11 protein-coding genes are annotated in these 14,148 nt (G+C 70.0%); 3 read left to right on the forward strand and 8 right to left on the reverse strand.

Features of this window, described 5'->3' with window-relative positions; all coding sequences use genetic code 11:
* Positions 1-125: 125 nt before the first annotated feature.
* Positions 126-1,328: a CapA family protein gene (locus JGU66_15040; GenBank protein ID MBJ6762086.1), complete on the reverse strand. Its 1,203-nt coding sequence runs from the start codon at positions 1,326-1,328 to the stop codon at positions 126-128.
* A gap of 63 nt (positions 1,329-1,391) precedes the next feature.
* On the opposite strand from JGU66_15040, the gene JGU66_15045 reads away from it, so the two are divergent.
* Positions 1,392-2,207: a tetratricopeptide repeat protein gene (locus tag JGU66_15045; GenBank protein ID MBJ6762087.1), complete on the forward strand. Its 816-nt coding sequence runs from the start codon at positions 1,392-1,394 to the stop codon at positions 2,205-2,207.
* Between the two features lie 12 nt (positions 2,208-2,219).
* On the forward strand, positions 2,220-3,593 hold the full coding sequence (locus JGU66_15050; GenBank protein MBJ6762088.1) for an HlyC/CorC family transporter: 1,374 nt from the start codon (positions 2,220-2,222) through the stop codon (positions 3,591-3,593).
* Positions 3,594-3,600: 7 nt separating this feature from the next.
* Here JGU66_15050 and JGU66_15055 read toward each other — a convergent pair whose 3' ends face one another.
* Positions 3,601-4,293: a hypothetical protein gene (locus tag JGU66_15055; protein MBJ6762089.1), complete on the reverse strand. Its 693-nt coding sequence runs from the start codon at positions 4,291-4,293 to the stop codon at positions 3,601-3,603.
* 311 nt (positions 4,294-4,604) lie between these two features.
* Between JGU66_15055 and smc the strand changes: the two genes are divergently transcribed.
* Positions 4,605-8,207, forward strand: a complete 3,603-nt coding sequence (gene smc, locus JGU66_15060; GenBank protein ID MBJ6762090.1) for a chromosome segregation protein SMC — start codon at positions 4,605-4,607, stop codon at positions 8,205-8,207.
* Positions 8,208-8,343: 136 nt separating this feature from the next.
* Here the strand turns inward: smc and JGU66_15065 are convergent, their stop codons facing one another.
* The 6 genes from JGU66_15065 to groEL form a co-directional block, all read right to left on the reverse strand.
* Entirely contained in the window at positions 8,344-9,567 is a 1,224-nt protein-coding gene (locus JGU66_15065) for a hypothetical protein (protein ID MBJ6762091.1), read from the reverse strand.
* A gap of 40 nt (positions 9,568-9,607) precedes the next feature.
* A complete protein-coding gene (locus JGU66_15070) occupies positions 9,608-10,993 on the reverse strand; it encodes a sigma 54-interacting transcriptional regulator (GenBank protein MBJ6762092.1) in 1,386 nt (461 codons plus the stop codon).
* A 135-nt stretch (positions 10,994-11,128) separates the two neighbouring features.
* Positions 11,129-11,935 carry a hypothetical protein gene (locus JGU66_15075; GenBank protein MBJ6762093.1) on the reverse strand — a complete coding sequence of 269 codons (807 nt, stop codon included), beginning with the start codon at positions 11,933-11,935 and terminating at the stop codon, positions 11,129-11,131.
* A gap of 271 nt (positions 11,936-12,206) precedes the next feature.
* On the reverse strand, positions 12,207-12,608 hold the full coding sequence (locus tag JGU66_15080) for a hypothetical protein (GenBank protein ID MBJ6762094.1): 402 nt from the start codon (positions 12,606-12,608) through the stop codon (positions 12,207-12,209).
* Between the two features lie 95 nt (positions 12,609-12,703).
* A complete protein-coding gene (grxC, locus tag JGU66_15085) occupies positions 12,704-12,961 on the reverse strand; it encodes a glutaredoxin 3 (protein MBJ6762095.1) in 258 nt (85 codons plus the stop codon).
* Between the two features lie 170 nt (positions 12,962-13,131).
* Positions 13,132-14,148: chaperonin GroEL (gene groEL, locus JGU66_15090; protein ID MBJ6762096.1), on the reverse strand; the 1,017-nt coding region annotated here is incomplete at its 5' end.

Here is a 14,148-nt window from a genome sequence, read left to right on the forward strand (position 1 = left end):
AAGCTGGCCAACCGCGCCAAGAGCCGGAAGTCGCAGCTCAAGCGCCGTCGCGTTCGCGCGAAGCGTGGGCAGCGCAACAACAAGTTCTAGCCCTTCGGCTCCTCCCTCCCTCGGGCGCGTTTGGCTCAGGGGGAGGGAAGCGGCCGGGCCCACGGCTCCAGCTCCGGGAGCATCTTCTCCAGCCCCGTCGAGCTTCGAGCCAGCAGTCGCAGCACCTCCTCCGCATCCGCCCCGCTGACGGGCACTGGCTGCACCGGAAACTCCGGGTAGCGATCCGTGCGCAGGGGCAGCACCTCGCTGGAGAGATAACCGCCCGGAGAGAAGCGCGCCCGCCACAGGGCACTGCGCTTGTCCCGGGGGTTCCAGTTCCCCCCGAAGACGAAGTTGCCCAGGGAGTAGATGACCGGCGCGCCCCGGTGGGACTCCATCGCCTGGAGCACGTGGGGGTGGCTGCCGAGCACGCCCGCGGCGCCCGCGTCGATGGCGGCATGGGCGAGGCGGACTTGATACGGCTCGGGCGTGTAGTTGCCCTCGCGGCCCCAGTGGAAGAAGGGCAGGACGACATCGGCCTGGGCGCGCGCGGCGAGGATGTCCTCGCGCAGCATGCGCTCCATGGCGGCCTCGTCGGAGAAGGTGCCCGCGACGCCGGGGCTCGTGTCGGTGGCGTAGACCTGGGCGGGCTCGATGTTCCTGTCCCCGAGGAAGAAGTAGCCGAGGAGGGCGAAGCGCACGCCGTTGACGGTGAGGAGGGCGGGCTTGCGTGCCTCGGCCAGGGTGCGTCCCGCGCCGAAGTGCGGAATTCCCGCGGCCTCCAGCGTCATCAGCGTGTCCACCAGCCCCTGCGGGCCGTAGTCCATCATGTGATTGTTGGCCAGGCTCACCGCGTCCACGCCACCCGCGATGAGCACGTTCACCAGCTCCGGGCGCGCGCGGAAGTTGAAGTTCTTGGCCAGCTTGTCCTCGCTGGTGGTGTACGGGCACTCGAGGTTCACCACGAACAGGTCGCCGGAGTCCGCGAGCGGCTTCACCTCGTGGAAGCCGTAGGCGAACATCTCCTCGCGCGTGCGGCCCTTGGCCACCTGTTCATCGAAGTACGTCTCGTAGTGGTGGCCCACCGTCACGTCCCCGCCCACCACCAACGTCACGGGCTGGACGGCCACGCCGGCGTCGGGCTGTCCGGTACTGGACCGACCCGGCGCCTCCCCCTCCGAGTCCACGCCGGCATCCGGGGAAAGAGAGGAGGGCGGGGCGGGCGGAAGCTCGGTCGGCGGAGGGGGCCGGGAGTGGCAGGCCGTGACGAGCACGAGGAGCAAGGCGGCGTAGCGCATGGGCGGAGGGAAACTCTACCTTGCACCGGCGATTGCGCGGCGCGTAGATTGCCCGGCGCTCTCATGGCCCGGGACAAGGACAACATCGCTCTGTCGGATGAGCACAACTCCCGCGGAATCGAGCTGGCGGACCGTGGGTGGCTTGACGAAGCCGTCAAGGAGTTCCGCAAGGCCATCGACCTGGATCCCAGCTCGGCTCACGCGCACGACAACCTGGCGACCGTCTACGCGGAGAAGAAGCAGTTCCGCGAGGCGCTCGCCGAGTACCTCACCGCGCTGAAGCTCGAGCCCGACAGCGCCACGGCCCACTACAACCTGGCCTGCTTCCTCTCCACCCATGCTGCCGAGATGGCGGTGGAGGAGTACAAGGAAGCCATCGAGTTGGATCCGGAGTACCCGGACGCCCACCTCAACCTGGGCCTCACCTACGCGGACCAGGGAAGGGTGGAGGACGCGCTGCGGGAGCTGCAGGCGGCCATCGAGTTGGATCCGCAGGACGCCTTCCCTCGGCACGAGCTGGCGGCGCTGATGATGGACGAGGGCGACTACCGCTCGGCCATCACCCAGCTGAAGGACGTGGTGCGGCTGGAGCCGGACAACTTCGAGGCGCAGCTGGACCTGGGCATCTGCTACGCGCAGAAGGGCTTCTACGCGGAAGCGGAGCGGGCCTACGAGCGCGCCCGCGCGCTCAACGCGGACGACCTGTTGCTCAACTACAACCTGTCCGCGCTGTACGCGCTGTGGGGTCGGCCCAAGGACGCCGTGCAGTATCTGCAGAAGGCGCTCGCGGCGGACCGGCAGAAGGTCATGGGGTGGCTGGCGACGGACCCCATGTTCGATGTGCTCAAGGGCGATACCGACTTCGAAGCCCTCTTCTGAAGGGCGATTCCTATGGAATGGGTATTCCTCGGGCTGGCGATCCTCCTGGTGTTCGCCAATGGTTTCTTCGTGGCGACCGAGTTCGCCATCGTGAAGGTCCGCGCCACGCGGCTGCAGTCGCTGGTGGATGAGGGCACGCCCGGTGCTGGCATGGCGCTGCGGATGGTGCAGGAGCTGGACAAGTACCTGTCCGCCACCCAGTTCGGCATCACGCTCGCGTCGCTCGGCCTGGGCTGGTTGGGCGAGCCCGCCTTCGCCAAGCTGCTGGAGCCCTTGCTGGTGCCGCTCGTGCCGGAGGGCGCGCGCGAGACACTGGCCCACTCGGCGGCGGTGGTCATCGCGTTCAGCATCATCACGTTCCTGCACATCGTGCTGGGGGAGCTTGCGCCCAAGAGCCTGGCCATCCAGCGCGCGGAGTCCACCACGCTCGCGGTGGCCCTGCCGATGCGGGCGTTCTACTTCCTCTTCTACCCGGCCATCTCGCTGCTCAACGGGCTGGCCGCGTGGGTGCTGCGAGTGTTCGGTCTGCACTCGGCCAGCGAGTCCCATGACGCCCACAACGAGGACGAGCTGCGCGTCATCCTGCACAGCTCGGCGCAGGCGGGCGCCATCACCACGGCGCGCGCGGAGTTGCTGGAGCGCGCGCTGGAGATGGCGGAGAAGACGGCGCGCCAGGTGATGGTGCCGCGCAATCAGGTGAAGTTCCTCGACGTGGAGGAGCCGCTCGAGCGCAACATCGCGGACGCCCGCGCCGCGGGGCACACGTGGCTGCCGGTGTGCCGGGGCAACCTCGACGAGGTCGAGGGCGTGGTGAACGTGAAGGACCTGTTCTTCCTCCTGTCCCGCGGCGAGCTGCGCAGCTTGTCCCAGGCGCAGCGCCCGGTGCTCTTCGTTCCGGAGAACGTGACGCTGGAGCAGCTGCTCGCGGAGTTCCGCCGGCGCAAGCGGCAGACCGCGCTCGTCGTCGATGAGCACGGTGGCACCTCGGGCCTCGTCACCATCGCGGACGTCGTGGCGGAGGTGGTGGGTGACGTGGCGGAGCTGGGGCGGCGCGTGGAGGAAGTGCGCGCGCTGCCAGGTGGCCGCTTCGAGCTGCCGGGCACCGCGCAGCTCGATGACCTGGAAGAGCAGCTCGACGTCACCTTCGACCTCAGCGAGGACGAGAAGGGCGAGGTGACGACCATCGCGGGCTACCTGATGGCCAAGCTGGGCCGCGTCCCCGAGAAGGGTGACAGCCTCAAGCTCGACATGTGGCGCATCCAGGTGGAGGACGTGGAGGGGCCTCGCGTGGTGCGCGTGACGGTAGGGCCGCAGGCCAAGGCCACCCCGCCGCCCCCCGCGCGTTCTCCCGAGGTTCCGCCAGCCTCCGGCGAGTCGACCTCGTAGGCGCGACTCAGCCCTTGGTCGCCGCCTTCTTTCGGGTGGCGCCCTTGCGGTTCGCGGGCTCGACCTTGGGCTCGGGGCGCTCAATCTGAAGCAGCTCCAGGTCCGTGTTGCCGGCGGTGGAGATCTTCACGATGCCCACGCCCGGCGCGAACCAGATGAAGCTCTCCAGCGTGCGGCCCTGCGCGCCGGGACGGCTGGCGCGCGCCGTGGTGAGGTTGCGCACCTTGAGGGCCTTGAAGCGGCCCGCGCCCACCGTCACCTCTTCCTCGCCCACCACCGTGGCTTCCTTGTCGAACGTGGTGGCGATGATGGGGCGCAGGCCATGCGGTCCGCCCTTGCCCGGTGGCGGCTGAATCTTGACCGACAGGCTGTTCTTCCACGTGCCGCCGGGGACCATGACGGATGGCGCGGGCACCGCGACGCCTTCAGCGCTCACCACCTCCACGTTCATCCCTGAGGCGGACAGCAGCGTGCCCTCCAGCCCACCGAGCGCGGTGTTGACGCCCTCCGCCGAGCAGGTGACCTCCGTCTGTCCGTCGCGTCCCTTGAGGCTCACCGCGAGCGTCCCGTGGAGTCCTTCCGGCACGGGCGTGACGTCCTTCGTGGCGAGCACCATCCGCGACGAGTGTCCCGCCCGGTAGGTCAGCCGCAGGCCTTCCTCGAGCGGGAACCACGGGTTGGGACAGGCCGCTACAGGCATGTCGGACCGGGGTGCTACGTCCGGAGTCGGAGAAGTTCCCACGAGAAGCGACAGAGCAAGCAGGGGGTGGAACGTAGGTCGCCTCCGAACAGGTCCACGAGAAGGTAGGGTGGCGCGCCGACGTGGCAAGCCCCCGCGCGTCGTGTGTCCGCGGCGCGGCAAGCAGCCGAACGTAGGGTCATGCGTGGCATGGTCACGCTTGATCGTCCGGAGTGCGACTGGTACTCCTGCCGATCGCTGCGGGGCCGATTTTTCGGCCTCGCGCTCACTTTCAACCCGCTTCACCGTCCCTCCATCAGGAGTCCGCTGGCATGCGAATCAAGCGCCTGGACATCACCGGCTTCAAATCCTTCATGGAGCGGAGCGTCTTCACGTTCGACGACGGCGTCACGGGCGTCGTGGGCCCCAACGGCTGCGGCAAGTCGAACGTCGTGGACGCCATCCGCTGGGTGATGGGCGAGCAGAGCGCGAAGAACTTGCGCGGCCGCGGGATGGAAGACGTCATCTTCAACGGCTCCGAGTCCAAGCAGCCGCTCAACATGGCCGAGGTGTCGCTCACCTTCCTCGTGGACGACACGGACACGCTGTCGCCGCAGTACCAGGGGTTCTCGGAGATCACCGTCACGCGGCGCCTGTTCCGCAACGGTGACTCGGAGTACCTCATCAACAAGACGCTGTGCCGCCTGCTGGACATCACCGAGCTGTTCCTCGGCACGGGCGTGGGCACCAAGGCCTACTCCATCATCGAGCAGGGCCGCGTGGGCCTCATCGTCTCCAGCAAGCCGGAGGATCGCCGGCACCTCTTGGAGGAGGCCGCGGGCGTCACCAAGTACAAGGCCCGCCGCAAGGCCGCCGAGCGCAAGCTGGAGGCCACCGAGGCCAACCTCCTGCGCGTGGCGGACATCACCAACGAGTTGGAGAAGCGGCTCGAGGTGCTGTCGCGCCAGTCCAAGAAGGCGGAGAAGTACAAGAAGCTCAAGGCGCGCATGCGGGACATCGACCTGCACGCGGCCAGCCACCGCTACCTGGAGCTGGTGGGCGAGAAGAAGGTCCTCCAGTCGCGGCTGGAGAACCTGGGCTCCGAGGAGCGCGAGAGCCTGGACCGCGTGAAGGAGCTGGAGGAGGCGATTACGCGCCGCCGCGCGGAGCTGGAGGCCGAGGGCGCGGCGCTGCAGCAGCTCGCCAGCGAGGTGCATTCGCTGGAGAGCGCCGTGCAGCGCGATGCCCAGGACCTGGCCTACGGTCGCCGCGACCTGGAGGAGACGGGCGCGCGCGTGGCCCAGTCCCAGGCGGAGCTGGACGGGCTCCTCGCCCGTCAGGCCGAGATGGCGGACACCATGGCGGCCCGCGAGGCGGAGCTGTCGGGCATCGCCGGGGCGTGGAAGGAGGACGAGGTCGCGATGCAGGTGGCGCAGGAGGAGCAGCGCCGCGTCACGCACCTCCAGACGGAAGTGGCCCTGCGGTTGGAGCAGGAGCGCGCGGGCCTCGTCGCCGTGGCGGCGCGGCTGGCCAACCACGAGAGCAACCTGGTCAACCTGGCCCGGCAGCGTGGCGACCTGGAGTCGCGGCGCGCCAAGCTCCAGGGCGAGCTGGACGCCCTGCGCGCCCAGGAGCAGTCGTTGGATCAGGTGCGCACCGACGCGGCCAAGCGCGTGGAGGACACGCGGCACCTCGCGCACGAGCTGGCGGAGCGCAAGGGGCAGGAGGAGGAGGCGCTCAACCGGACGCGCGCGGACTTCGCGGAGAACGAAATCCAGGTCATCGCGCTGCGCGAGGAGCTGAGTGACAAGCGCAGCCGCCTGGGGTCGCTGCAGGACATCCAGAAGAACTACGACGGCTTCGACCGCGGCGTGCGCGCCGTCATGGTGCGCGCGGCGGAGGCGGCTCGCGAGCAGGGCATCTTCGGCCTGGTGGCGGACGTGCTGAACGTGGCGCCCCGGTATGAGCGCGCCATCGAGGCGGCCCTGGGCGAGCGGCTCCAGCACGTCATCGTCGAGAGCCGCGACAAGGGCGTGGAGTTGGTGGAGTACCTCAAGGGGCACTCGGAGGGCCGCGGCAGCTTCCTGCCGGTGCCCATGAGCGAGACCCTGCCTCCGCCGGTGACGCCGGACTTCAGCCGCGCGGGCGTGCTCGCGCACGCGCTGAGCGAGGTGACGTGCGAGGAGGCGCTCCAGCCGGTGGTGCGGCTGCTGCTGGGCGACGTGGTCATCGTGCAGGACGTGGCGGTGGCGCGCGCCTACGCGGAGTCCAGCGGCCTGGCCTGCACGCTGGTGACGCTGGAGGGCGAGGTCTTCCGCGCCGACGGCACCATCATCGGCGGTGAGCGAGAGGGCGCGGCGGTGGGCGCGCTCCAGAAGAAGCGGGAGATCGCCGAGCTGGCCGCCGAAGTGGCCCGCGTGGAGGAGCGCTACAACGAGATCCTCACGCGGCACTACTCGCTCCAGAAGCAGATGGGGCACACCGAGGGCGTCCTCAAGGGCCTGGGCAAGGAGCAGCACGCCGAGGAGGTCAACCTCGCCAGCCAGGAGAAGGACCTGCACAAGGCCAGCGAGGACCTGGCCCGGGTGCGCGAGCGCCTCCGCTCGCTGGAGACCGAGGCGTCCCAGTTCGCGCAGAGCCACACAGCGCTGGTGAACGAAGAGGAGACCAGCCGCGGCGAGGTGGCCCATGGCCAGGCGGACCGCGAGGCCCGCGAGGAGCGGGTGCGCCAGCTCGCCGGGGAGATGGAGAGCCTGCGCCAGCGCGCGGACGCGGCCTCGGCGGAGCTGACCGGGCTGCGCATCAAGGTCGCCGCTGGCAGTGAGCGCGGCGAGGCGGCCCGCAAGGAGCTGGAGAGCCTCATCACCCAGCGCAAGGACATGGAGTCGCGCACGGGCCGGCTGCAGTCCGTGGTGGCCGAGGGCCGCGCGAAGGCGGCCGAGCTGGCGCGCCGCACCGAGGAGCTGGAGGCCGCGCGGGAGAAGCGCGCGGGCGAGCACCGGGTCTCCGCGGAGCTGATGGAGGCGCGCCGCGCCGCGCATGTCACCGCCTCCGCCGAGGTGCGCGATCAGGACACGCAGTTCCGTGAGCTGCGCGGCCGGGTGGAGGAGCTGATGCAGGGGCTCTCCACCATCAGCCTGCGCGAGCGCGAGATTGCCCTGGAGCTGGAGCACCTGGGCGCGGGCATCCGCGAGCGGCACCAGGTGGAGCTGGCCACGGAGCTGCACCGCTACCACCTGCTGGCGCCCCTGTCGCCCGAGGTGGAGGGCGAGCTGAAGGACCTGCGCGCCCAGGTGGAGAAGATGGGGGAGATCAACCTCACGGCCATCGACGAGCACGCGGAGCTGACCAAGCGCTTCGACTTCCTCTCGGCACAGCGTCGCGACCTGACGGACTCCATCAGCCAGCTGAAGGAGGCCATCGTCCGCATCGACGCCACCAGCCGCGAGCGCTTCAAGCAGACGTTCGACGTGGTGAACGACAAGTTCCAGGCCATCTTCCCGCGCCTGTTCGGCGGTGGCCGGGCCAGCCTGGTGCTGACGCAGGACGGGCCCAATGGCGAGCCGGGCGTGGAGATTGTCGCGCAGCCGCCGGGCAAGAAGCTCCAGAGCGTCAACCTGCTCTCCGGTGGCGAGAAGGCGCTCACGGCCGTGGCGCTCATCTTCGGCATCTTCCTCATCAAGCCCACGCCCTTCTGCCTCCTGGACGAGGTCGACGCGCCGCTGGATGAGGGCAACGTGGGCCGCTACAACGACATGGTGAAGGAGATGAGCCGCCAGTCGCAGTTCATCCTCATCACCCACAACAAGCGCACCATGGAGATCGCCGACACGCTGTACGGCGTCACCATGGAGGAGCCCGGCATCTCCAAGCTGGTCAGCGTGAAGATGCGCGAGGCCTCCGCGCACAACGACGACAAGGTCTCCGCGGCGTAGCGCGGAAGGCGGTGTCCCGGGCCCTCCTGGCGGGCCCGGCGCGGCAGAGCTCGGCGACGCGGAAAGACAAAAGGCGCGGGCCCCGGTTCGGGTCCCGCGCCTTCGTCATTTCAGGCCGGAGCGAGGCTCCGTGCGACTACTTCTTCTTGGCCGGAGCCGGGGCCGGGCTGTACGTCTTCTTGGGGCACACGGCCTTGTCCGCCTCGACGCCCTGCTTGGCGCCGGCCAGCGCCTTCTGCGTCTCGGCGAGCGAGGTCTGCGTGGCCGTCTCGGCCTCGGCCCAGGCCGGATCCTTCGGCTTGAGGTCCTGCTGCACGAGCGTCAGCTGCGCCTGCTCCACGTCCTGCTGCGCCTGGATGGCGTCCGCGGTGCTGCTGGAGGCCTTCACCAGCGTGTTGCACTTGGACTCGAGCTCGTCGAAGAGCTTGTAGTCCTTGGTCTTCTTGTAGCGGTCCACCACGGCGGCGTACGCCTCGGCGGCCGTGCCGCGCGTACCGCTGGCGATGGCCACGTCCGCGGCGCGCTGGGTGCGCACCAGCTCCAACTGGAAGAAGCGCAGCTCCGGCGGGAGCGCGGTGGCCATGGCGGCCGGCGCCTCGGAGTTGTAGTTGACGAAGCGGTAGGGGACCTTCAGCGTGTCCACAGACAGCTTCGCCGGAACCGCGGCCAGCTTGAGCTTGAGGCACGAGGCGAGCTGCTCACCCTCGGTGCTGCCGGCGGGCTCGAAGGTGATCTCCGTGGCCGTCGGCTGGCCCTTGGTGAGCGTGACGTGCGACTGCAGCACGGGCGGCGTCTGCGTCTTGAAGGGCGCGTAGCACTCGCACCAGGACTTCTGGGCCAGGCGCACCGCACCGGCGAAGTCCGAGCCGTCGTTGATGCCGTAGGTGACGGAGTTGTTGCCGGAGGCCGTCATCTCAAACGGGATGCTGGCCGTGACGGGCTTGGCGCCGGCGGGCAGCGGGGCGGCCTTCACGCGCGCGTCCACCACCTGCTGGATGCACTGCTTGCCCTCGGGCGTGAGGTTCTCACCCTCGACGGTGTTGGTGGCGCTCTCCGGCGTCACGGTCGTCTTCACCGTGAGCTTGGTGGTGGCCGCCGGACCGCGGTGCTTCGGGTCCACCAGACACTCCAGCACCTCCGGACGGGTGGAGAGGATGGCGCCCAGGAGCGCGCTGTCGTTGACCGGCTGGGGCAGCGTCACCTCGCGCGGAAAGCACGAGACGAGGTCGAACGGAGGCTGGTTGGTGATGCGCAGCTTCTCCTCGGTGGACAGCTTCTTCTGCTCGCCGCCCTCGGTCTTCTGCTGACCGGCACAGGCGGTGGTAAGGACGATGGAGGCGATAGCGAGACGGCGCATCATGACGTGGGGTTCTCCCTCGGTTGGGACAGCAGGGGGGCGCTCACTTCTCCAGGCCCTCGGCGTTCTTGAGGTCCTTGAGACGCAGCCCGTTCTTCTTCAACAGTCGATAGAGGCTCTGCATGGACAGGCCGGTGCGCTGCTCGGCGGCCTTCATGTCGAAGCCCACCGAGCGCATGACCTCGGCGAAGTACAGGCGCTCGAAGTCGGCCAGCACGCGGTCCTTGGCCTCGTGGTACGGCATGCCCGACACCAGGGCGGAGACGCTCGTCTGGGGCGCGGCTCCCTCGGGACGCACGGACGACTGCGCGAGGAAGTCCAGCCAGCTGCTGTTGCCCGTCTCCTGCATGAGGGCCCCGCGCTCCAGCACGTTGCGCAGCTCGCGCACGTTGCCGGGCCAGTCGTAGCCGTCGAAGAGGGCGAGCGTCTGCGGCGTCAGCTCCACGGTGCTCTTGAGGCCGCGCGAGAGCGCCTGGGCCAGCGCCGGGATGTCGTCGCGGCGGGTGCGCAGGGGCGGCAGGCGCACGCGGGCCACCGCCAGGCGGAAGTAGAGGTCGGCGCGGAAGCGGCCCTGGCGCACGTCCTCCTCCAGGTTGCGGTGCGTGGAGGCGATGACGCGCACGTCCACCGCCACCGGCTGCCCGTCGAGCGAGGGCACCTCACGCGTGTCCAGCACGCGCAAGAGCTTGCCCTGCACGGACAGGGGGAGCTCCCCCACCTCGTCCAGGAAGAGGGTGCCGCCGCGCGCCGCCTCGAAGACGCCGCGCGCGGCCTTGTCCTCGCCCTCGTTGGCGCGCAGGCCGCCGAACAGCTCGCGCTCGGCCTTCTCCTCGGAGATGAGGTTGCAGTCGACGACCTTGAAGGCGCCGTGGCGGCGCACCGAGTGCTGGTGCACGGCGCGGGCGGCCAGCTCCTTGCCCGTGCCCGTCTCGCCCTCCAAGAGCAGGTTCATGTCCTCGCGGGCGATGCGGCGCAGCTCCGTGAAGACCCAGCGCATCTTCTCCGAGCTGCCCACGAGCTGCCCGAAGGACTCGGCGCCCGCCACCTCCACCTCGGTGGGGCGCGGGGCCAGGCGCACGGCGAGCTTCGTCTTGCCCAGCTCCACCTTGTCGCCGCTGGACAGGTAGGCCTGGACGACCTGCCGGCCATCCAGGAACGTGCCGTTGCGGCTGCCGGTGTCGCGCAGCATCAGCCCGTGCGTGGTGCGCTCGATTTCCAGGTGGCGGCGGCTCACCGTGGTGTCACCCAGCACCAGGTCGCTGGCGGGGTCCGAGCCAACGCGCACGAGCGCATCCCGGGTGACGACCTTCTTGCCCTTGTCCGGGCCGGACACCACTTCCACGGTCCACTCGTGGATGGGGATGCGTGTGGCGCGTCCTTCCTGCTCGGTCTGGACGGTCTCGGTGACCTCGGGCCTGGATTCGATCATGGGCGCTCGCCCTTCCTCTCGGGGCCGCGAGGGGCGGAGGCTCCCATCCGGCCTGGGTACGTCCTGTTTAGGGGGGAGAGGACACGACGGGCAAGACAAACAAGTTCCCCCGGAATGATCCGCCCCAGATGTCAGTCAGGGCAACAACACGGGCACGGTGGCGCCGGATGCCCGCTTGACACGCGCTTCCACGGGCACAGGGGCCAGCCGCGCGCGGGCCAGGGCCTGGGGCAGGGCCGGGCGCCCATCCAGCGTCAGCACGATGTCCCCGGGGGCCAACTTGCCGCTCGTGGGGCCTTCGCGCACCAGCAGGCCCGCGGGCGCGCTCTGGAGGGCGTTGAGCATCGTGTCCTCCTCGCCGGGGTTGGCGAAGCGCAGGCGCTGGTGGCGCAGCACCTCGGCGTCCAGGGCGTCCCGCTGGGACAGCTCCTGCGTCAGGTCCAGCGCCTCCCACGGCACCCAGGCCACCCGGCCCAAGGCGGGGGCGGGCACGCGGGGCTGTTGCAGCGCACCGCCCAGGGCGCGCAGGGCCTCGCGGGTGAGCAGCTCCATCATCGCGGTGAGTTCGGGGGCGGGGTCGGCGCCCTCGTCCGCGCGCTCGGCGAAGGGATTCACGGCGGCCTCCGCCGAGACCTCCAGCACGAGCTGCTGGGAGGCCGGGTGCACCACCTCGACGTGGCCCACGTAGGTGACGTCCTCCGAGGCGGCATGGCCCACCGTGCGGCCCTTGGCGTCCTCCAACTCGTGCGAGCCGGACTGGGTGCGCTTCTCGGCCCAGGGGCGCAGCACCAGCGCGGCGTCGGGGCGCACGCCGTAAGGGGCCAGCACGGCCACGGCGTCGCTGGCGGCCCAGGCGTTGTCGTCGTCGGGGCGGTAGACCCGCACCTCGGTGGGGCCGAAGAAGAAGGCCGTGTCGCCGGCCTCGGCCACGCCCACGGCCACCAGCCGCTGCGCCAGCTCCACCGAGCGCCACGCGGGCGTGCTCCAGCGGAAGCCGAACGGGTAGACGATGATGGCGGAAGCGGCGAGGCGCGCCGGCGCGGCATCGGAGCGCCGCACCTGGGGGCCGCCGCTGCCCTGGCACGCGGCGCTGAGACACGCGAGCGCGACGAGGGCCACGGCGGCGCGCGAACGGGACGAGGGGCCGAGGGGGTTCACCCCCCGAAGTGAAGACGAAGAGCCCCTCGGGAATCCAGTCCGGGGCCTGTTTTCGCTAGTACGTCGCGGGCGCGTCGCTGGCGGGGAAGGACTCCTTGGACTGCAGGTCCACGATGTCGTCCGAGGCATTCCCCCCGGATTTCATGCCCGCGTTCACCTGGGCCCGCACGCTCGAACCCCGGGCGCCTGCCTTCTTCGCCGCGCCCCCGCGAGCGCGCCGGGCCTCCTCGGGGCTGGCTCCCAGCCGGGCCGCGAGCAGGTTCTTCGCGCGCTCCAGCAGGTGCTGCTGCTCCTCGCGCCAGTCCTGAAAGAGCTGCCGCAGGGCGGGCTCTCCCGAGGGGCCCGCGTCCGCCAGGGCCCGCTCGCAGGCCGCCACGCCCTTCGTGAGGTGGTACACCGCCCCCACGAGGGCGGAGGTCTCGTCGTGGGTGCCCGCCTGCCGCGCGTTGCCTGCCATGGTGCTCCTCCCGAGCGTTGGGGTGCCTCTGCCAGCAAAGCTATGCACGAGGCCGGGGCACGCGGAGGAGCGGGGCGGCTGTCCGCCCGGCCCCTTCAGGCCTGGAGCATCGGGTCCAGCTTGCCCTCGTTGTCCAGGCGGGCCAGGTCCGAGTAGCCGCCCACGTGGTCCTCGCCGATGAAGATCTGCGGCACCGTGCGCTGACCGCCGCTGCGCTCCACCAGGCGGGCGCGCTCGTCATCGTCGCCGGTGACATCCACCTCTTCGTAGTCCACGCCCTTGCGCTTGAGCAGGTCCTTGGCCCGGAGGCAAAAGCCGCAATAGTTCGTCGTATAGATTTTCACGGGCTTCATCGGGGACTTCCTCCTTCTTCCTATTCCCCAGAGTAAGGGCCACCCCCTCGCGCCGCCACCGTCGCGACCGCCTGAACGCACGAAGGCCCCCGGCTCCCGCGAGGGAACCGGAGGCCTTGGGTCCTTCCATCATCCCGATGCGAGCACCGGGGTGGGGAGGGACGGGGCGACTACATGCCCATGCCGCCCATACCGCCCATGCCGCCCATTCCACCCATGCCGCCGCCGGCGGGCGCCTTGTCGTCGTCCGCCTTCGGGCGGTCCGCGACCATGGCCTCGGTGGTGAGCATCAGGGACGAGACAGACGCCGCGTTCTGCAGCGCGGTGCGGCTCACCTTGGCCGGGTCGATGACGCCCGCGGCCAGCAGGTCCTCGTAGGCGCCGGTGGCGGCGTTGAAGCCGTAGGCACCCGTGCCCTCCTTGACCTTGTTCACCACCACGCTGCCCTCGAGGCCGCCGTTGCCGACGATCTGGCGCAGGGGCTCCTCGAGCGCGCGGCGGATGATCTCCACGCCGAACTTCTCGCCGTCGACGACCTTCAGGCCGTCCAGGGACTTCAGGCAGCGGATGAACGCCACGCCGCCGCCGGGCACCACGCCCTCCTCGACGGCCGCGCGGGTCGCGTTGAGCGCGTCCTCCACGCGGGCCTTCTTCTCCTTCATCTCCGTCTCAGTGGCCGCGCCGACGTTGATGACCGCCACGCCGCCCACGAGCTTCGCCAGGCGCTCCTGGAGCTTCTCGCGGTCGTAGTCGCTGGAGGTGTCCTCGATGGCCACGCGGATCTGCTTCACGCGCGCCTCGATGTCCTTCTGGCTGCCGGCACCGTCGACGATGGTGGTGTTGTCCTTGTCGATGGTGACGCGCTTGGCGCGGCCCAGGTCCTGGAGCGTCAGCGTGTCCAGCTTGATGCCCAGGTCCTCGGCGATCATCCGGCCACCGGTCAGGACGGCGATGTCCTCCAGCATGGCCTTGCGGCGATCACCAAAGCCCGGCGCCTTCACCGCGGCCACGTTCAGCACGCCGCGGATCTTGTTCACCACCAGGGTGGCCAGGGCCTCGCCCTCGACCTCCTCGGCGATGATGATGAGCGGCTTGCCCGCGCGCGCCACCTGCTCCAGCACCGGCAGCAGGTCCTTCATCGACGAGATCTTCTTCTCGTGGATGAGGATGAGGGCGTCGTTGAGGAC

The organism is Myxococcaceae bacterium JPH2, assembly GCA_016458225.1.
Taxonomy (GTDB): Bacteria; Myxococcota; Myxococcia; order Myxococcales; family Myxococcaceae; genus Citreicoccus.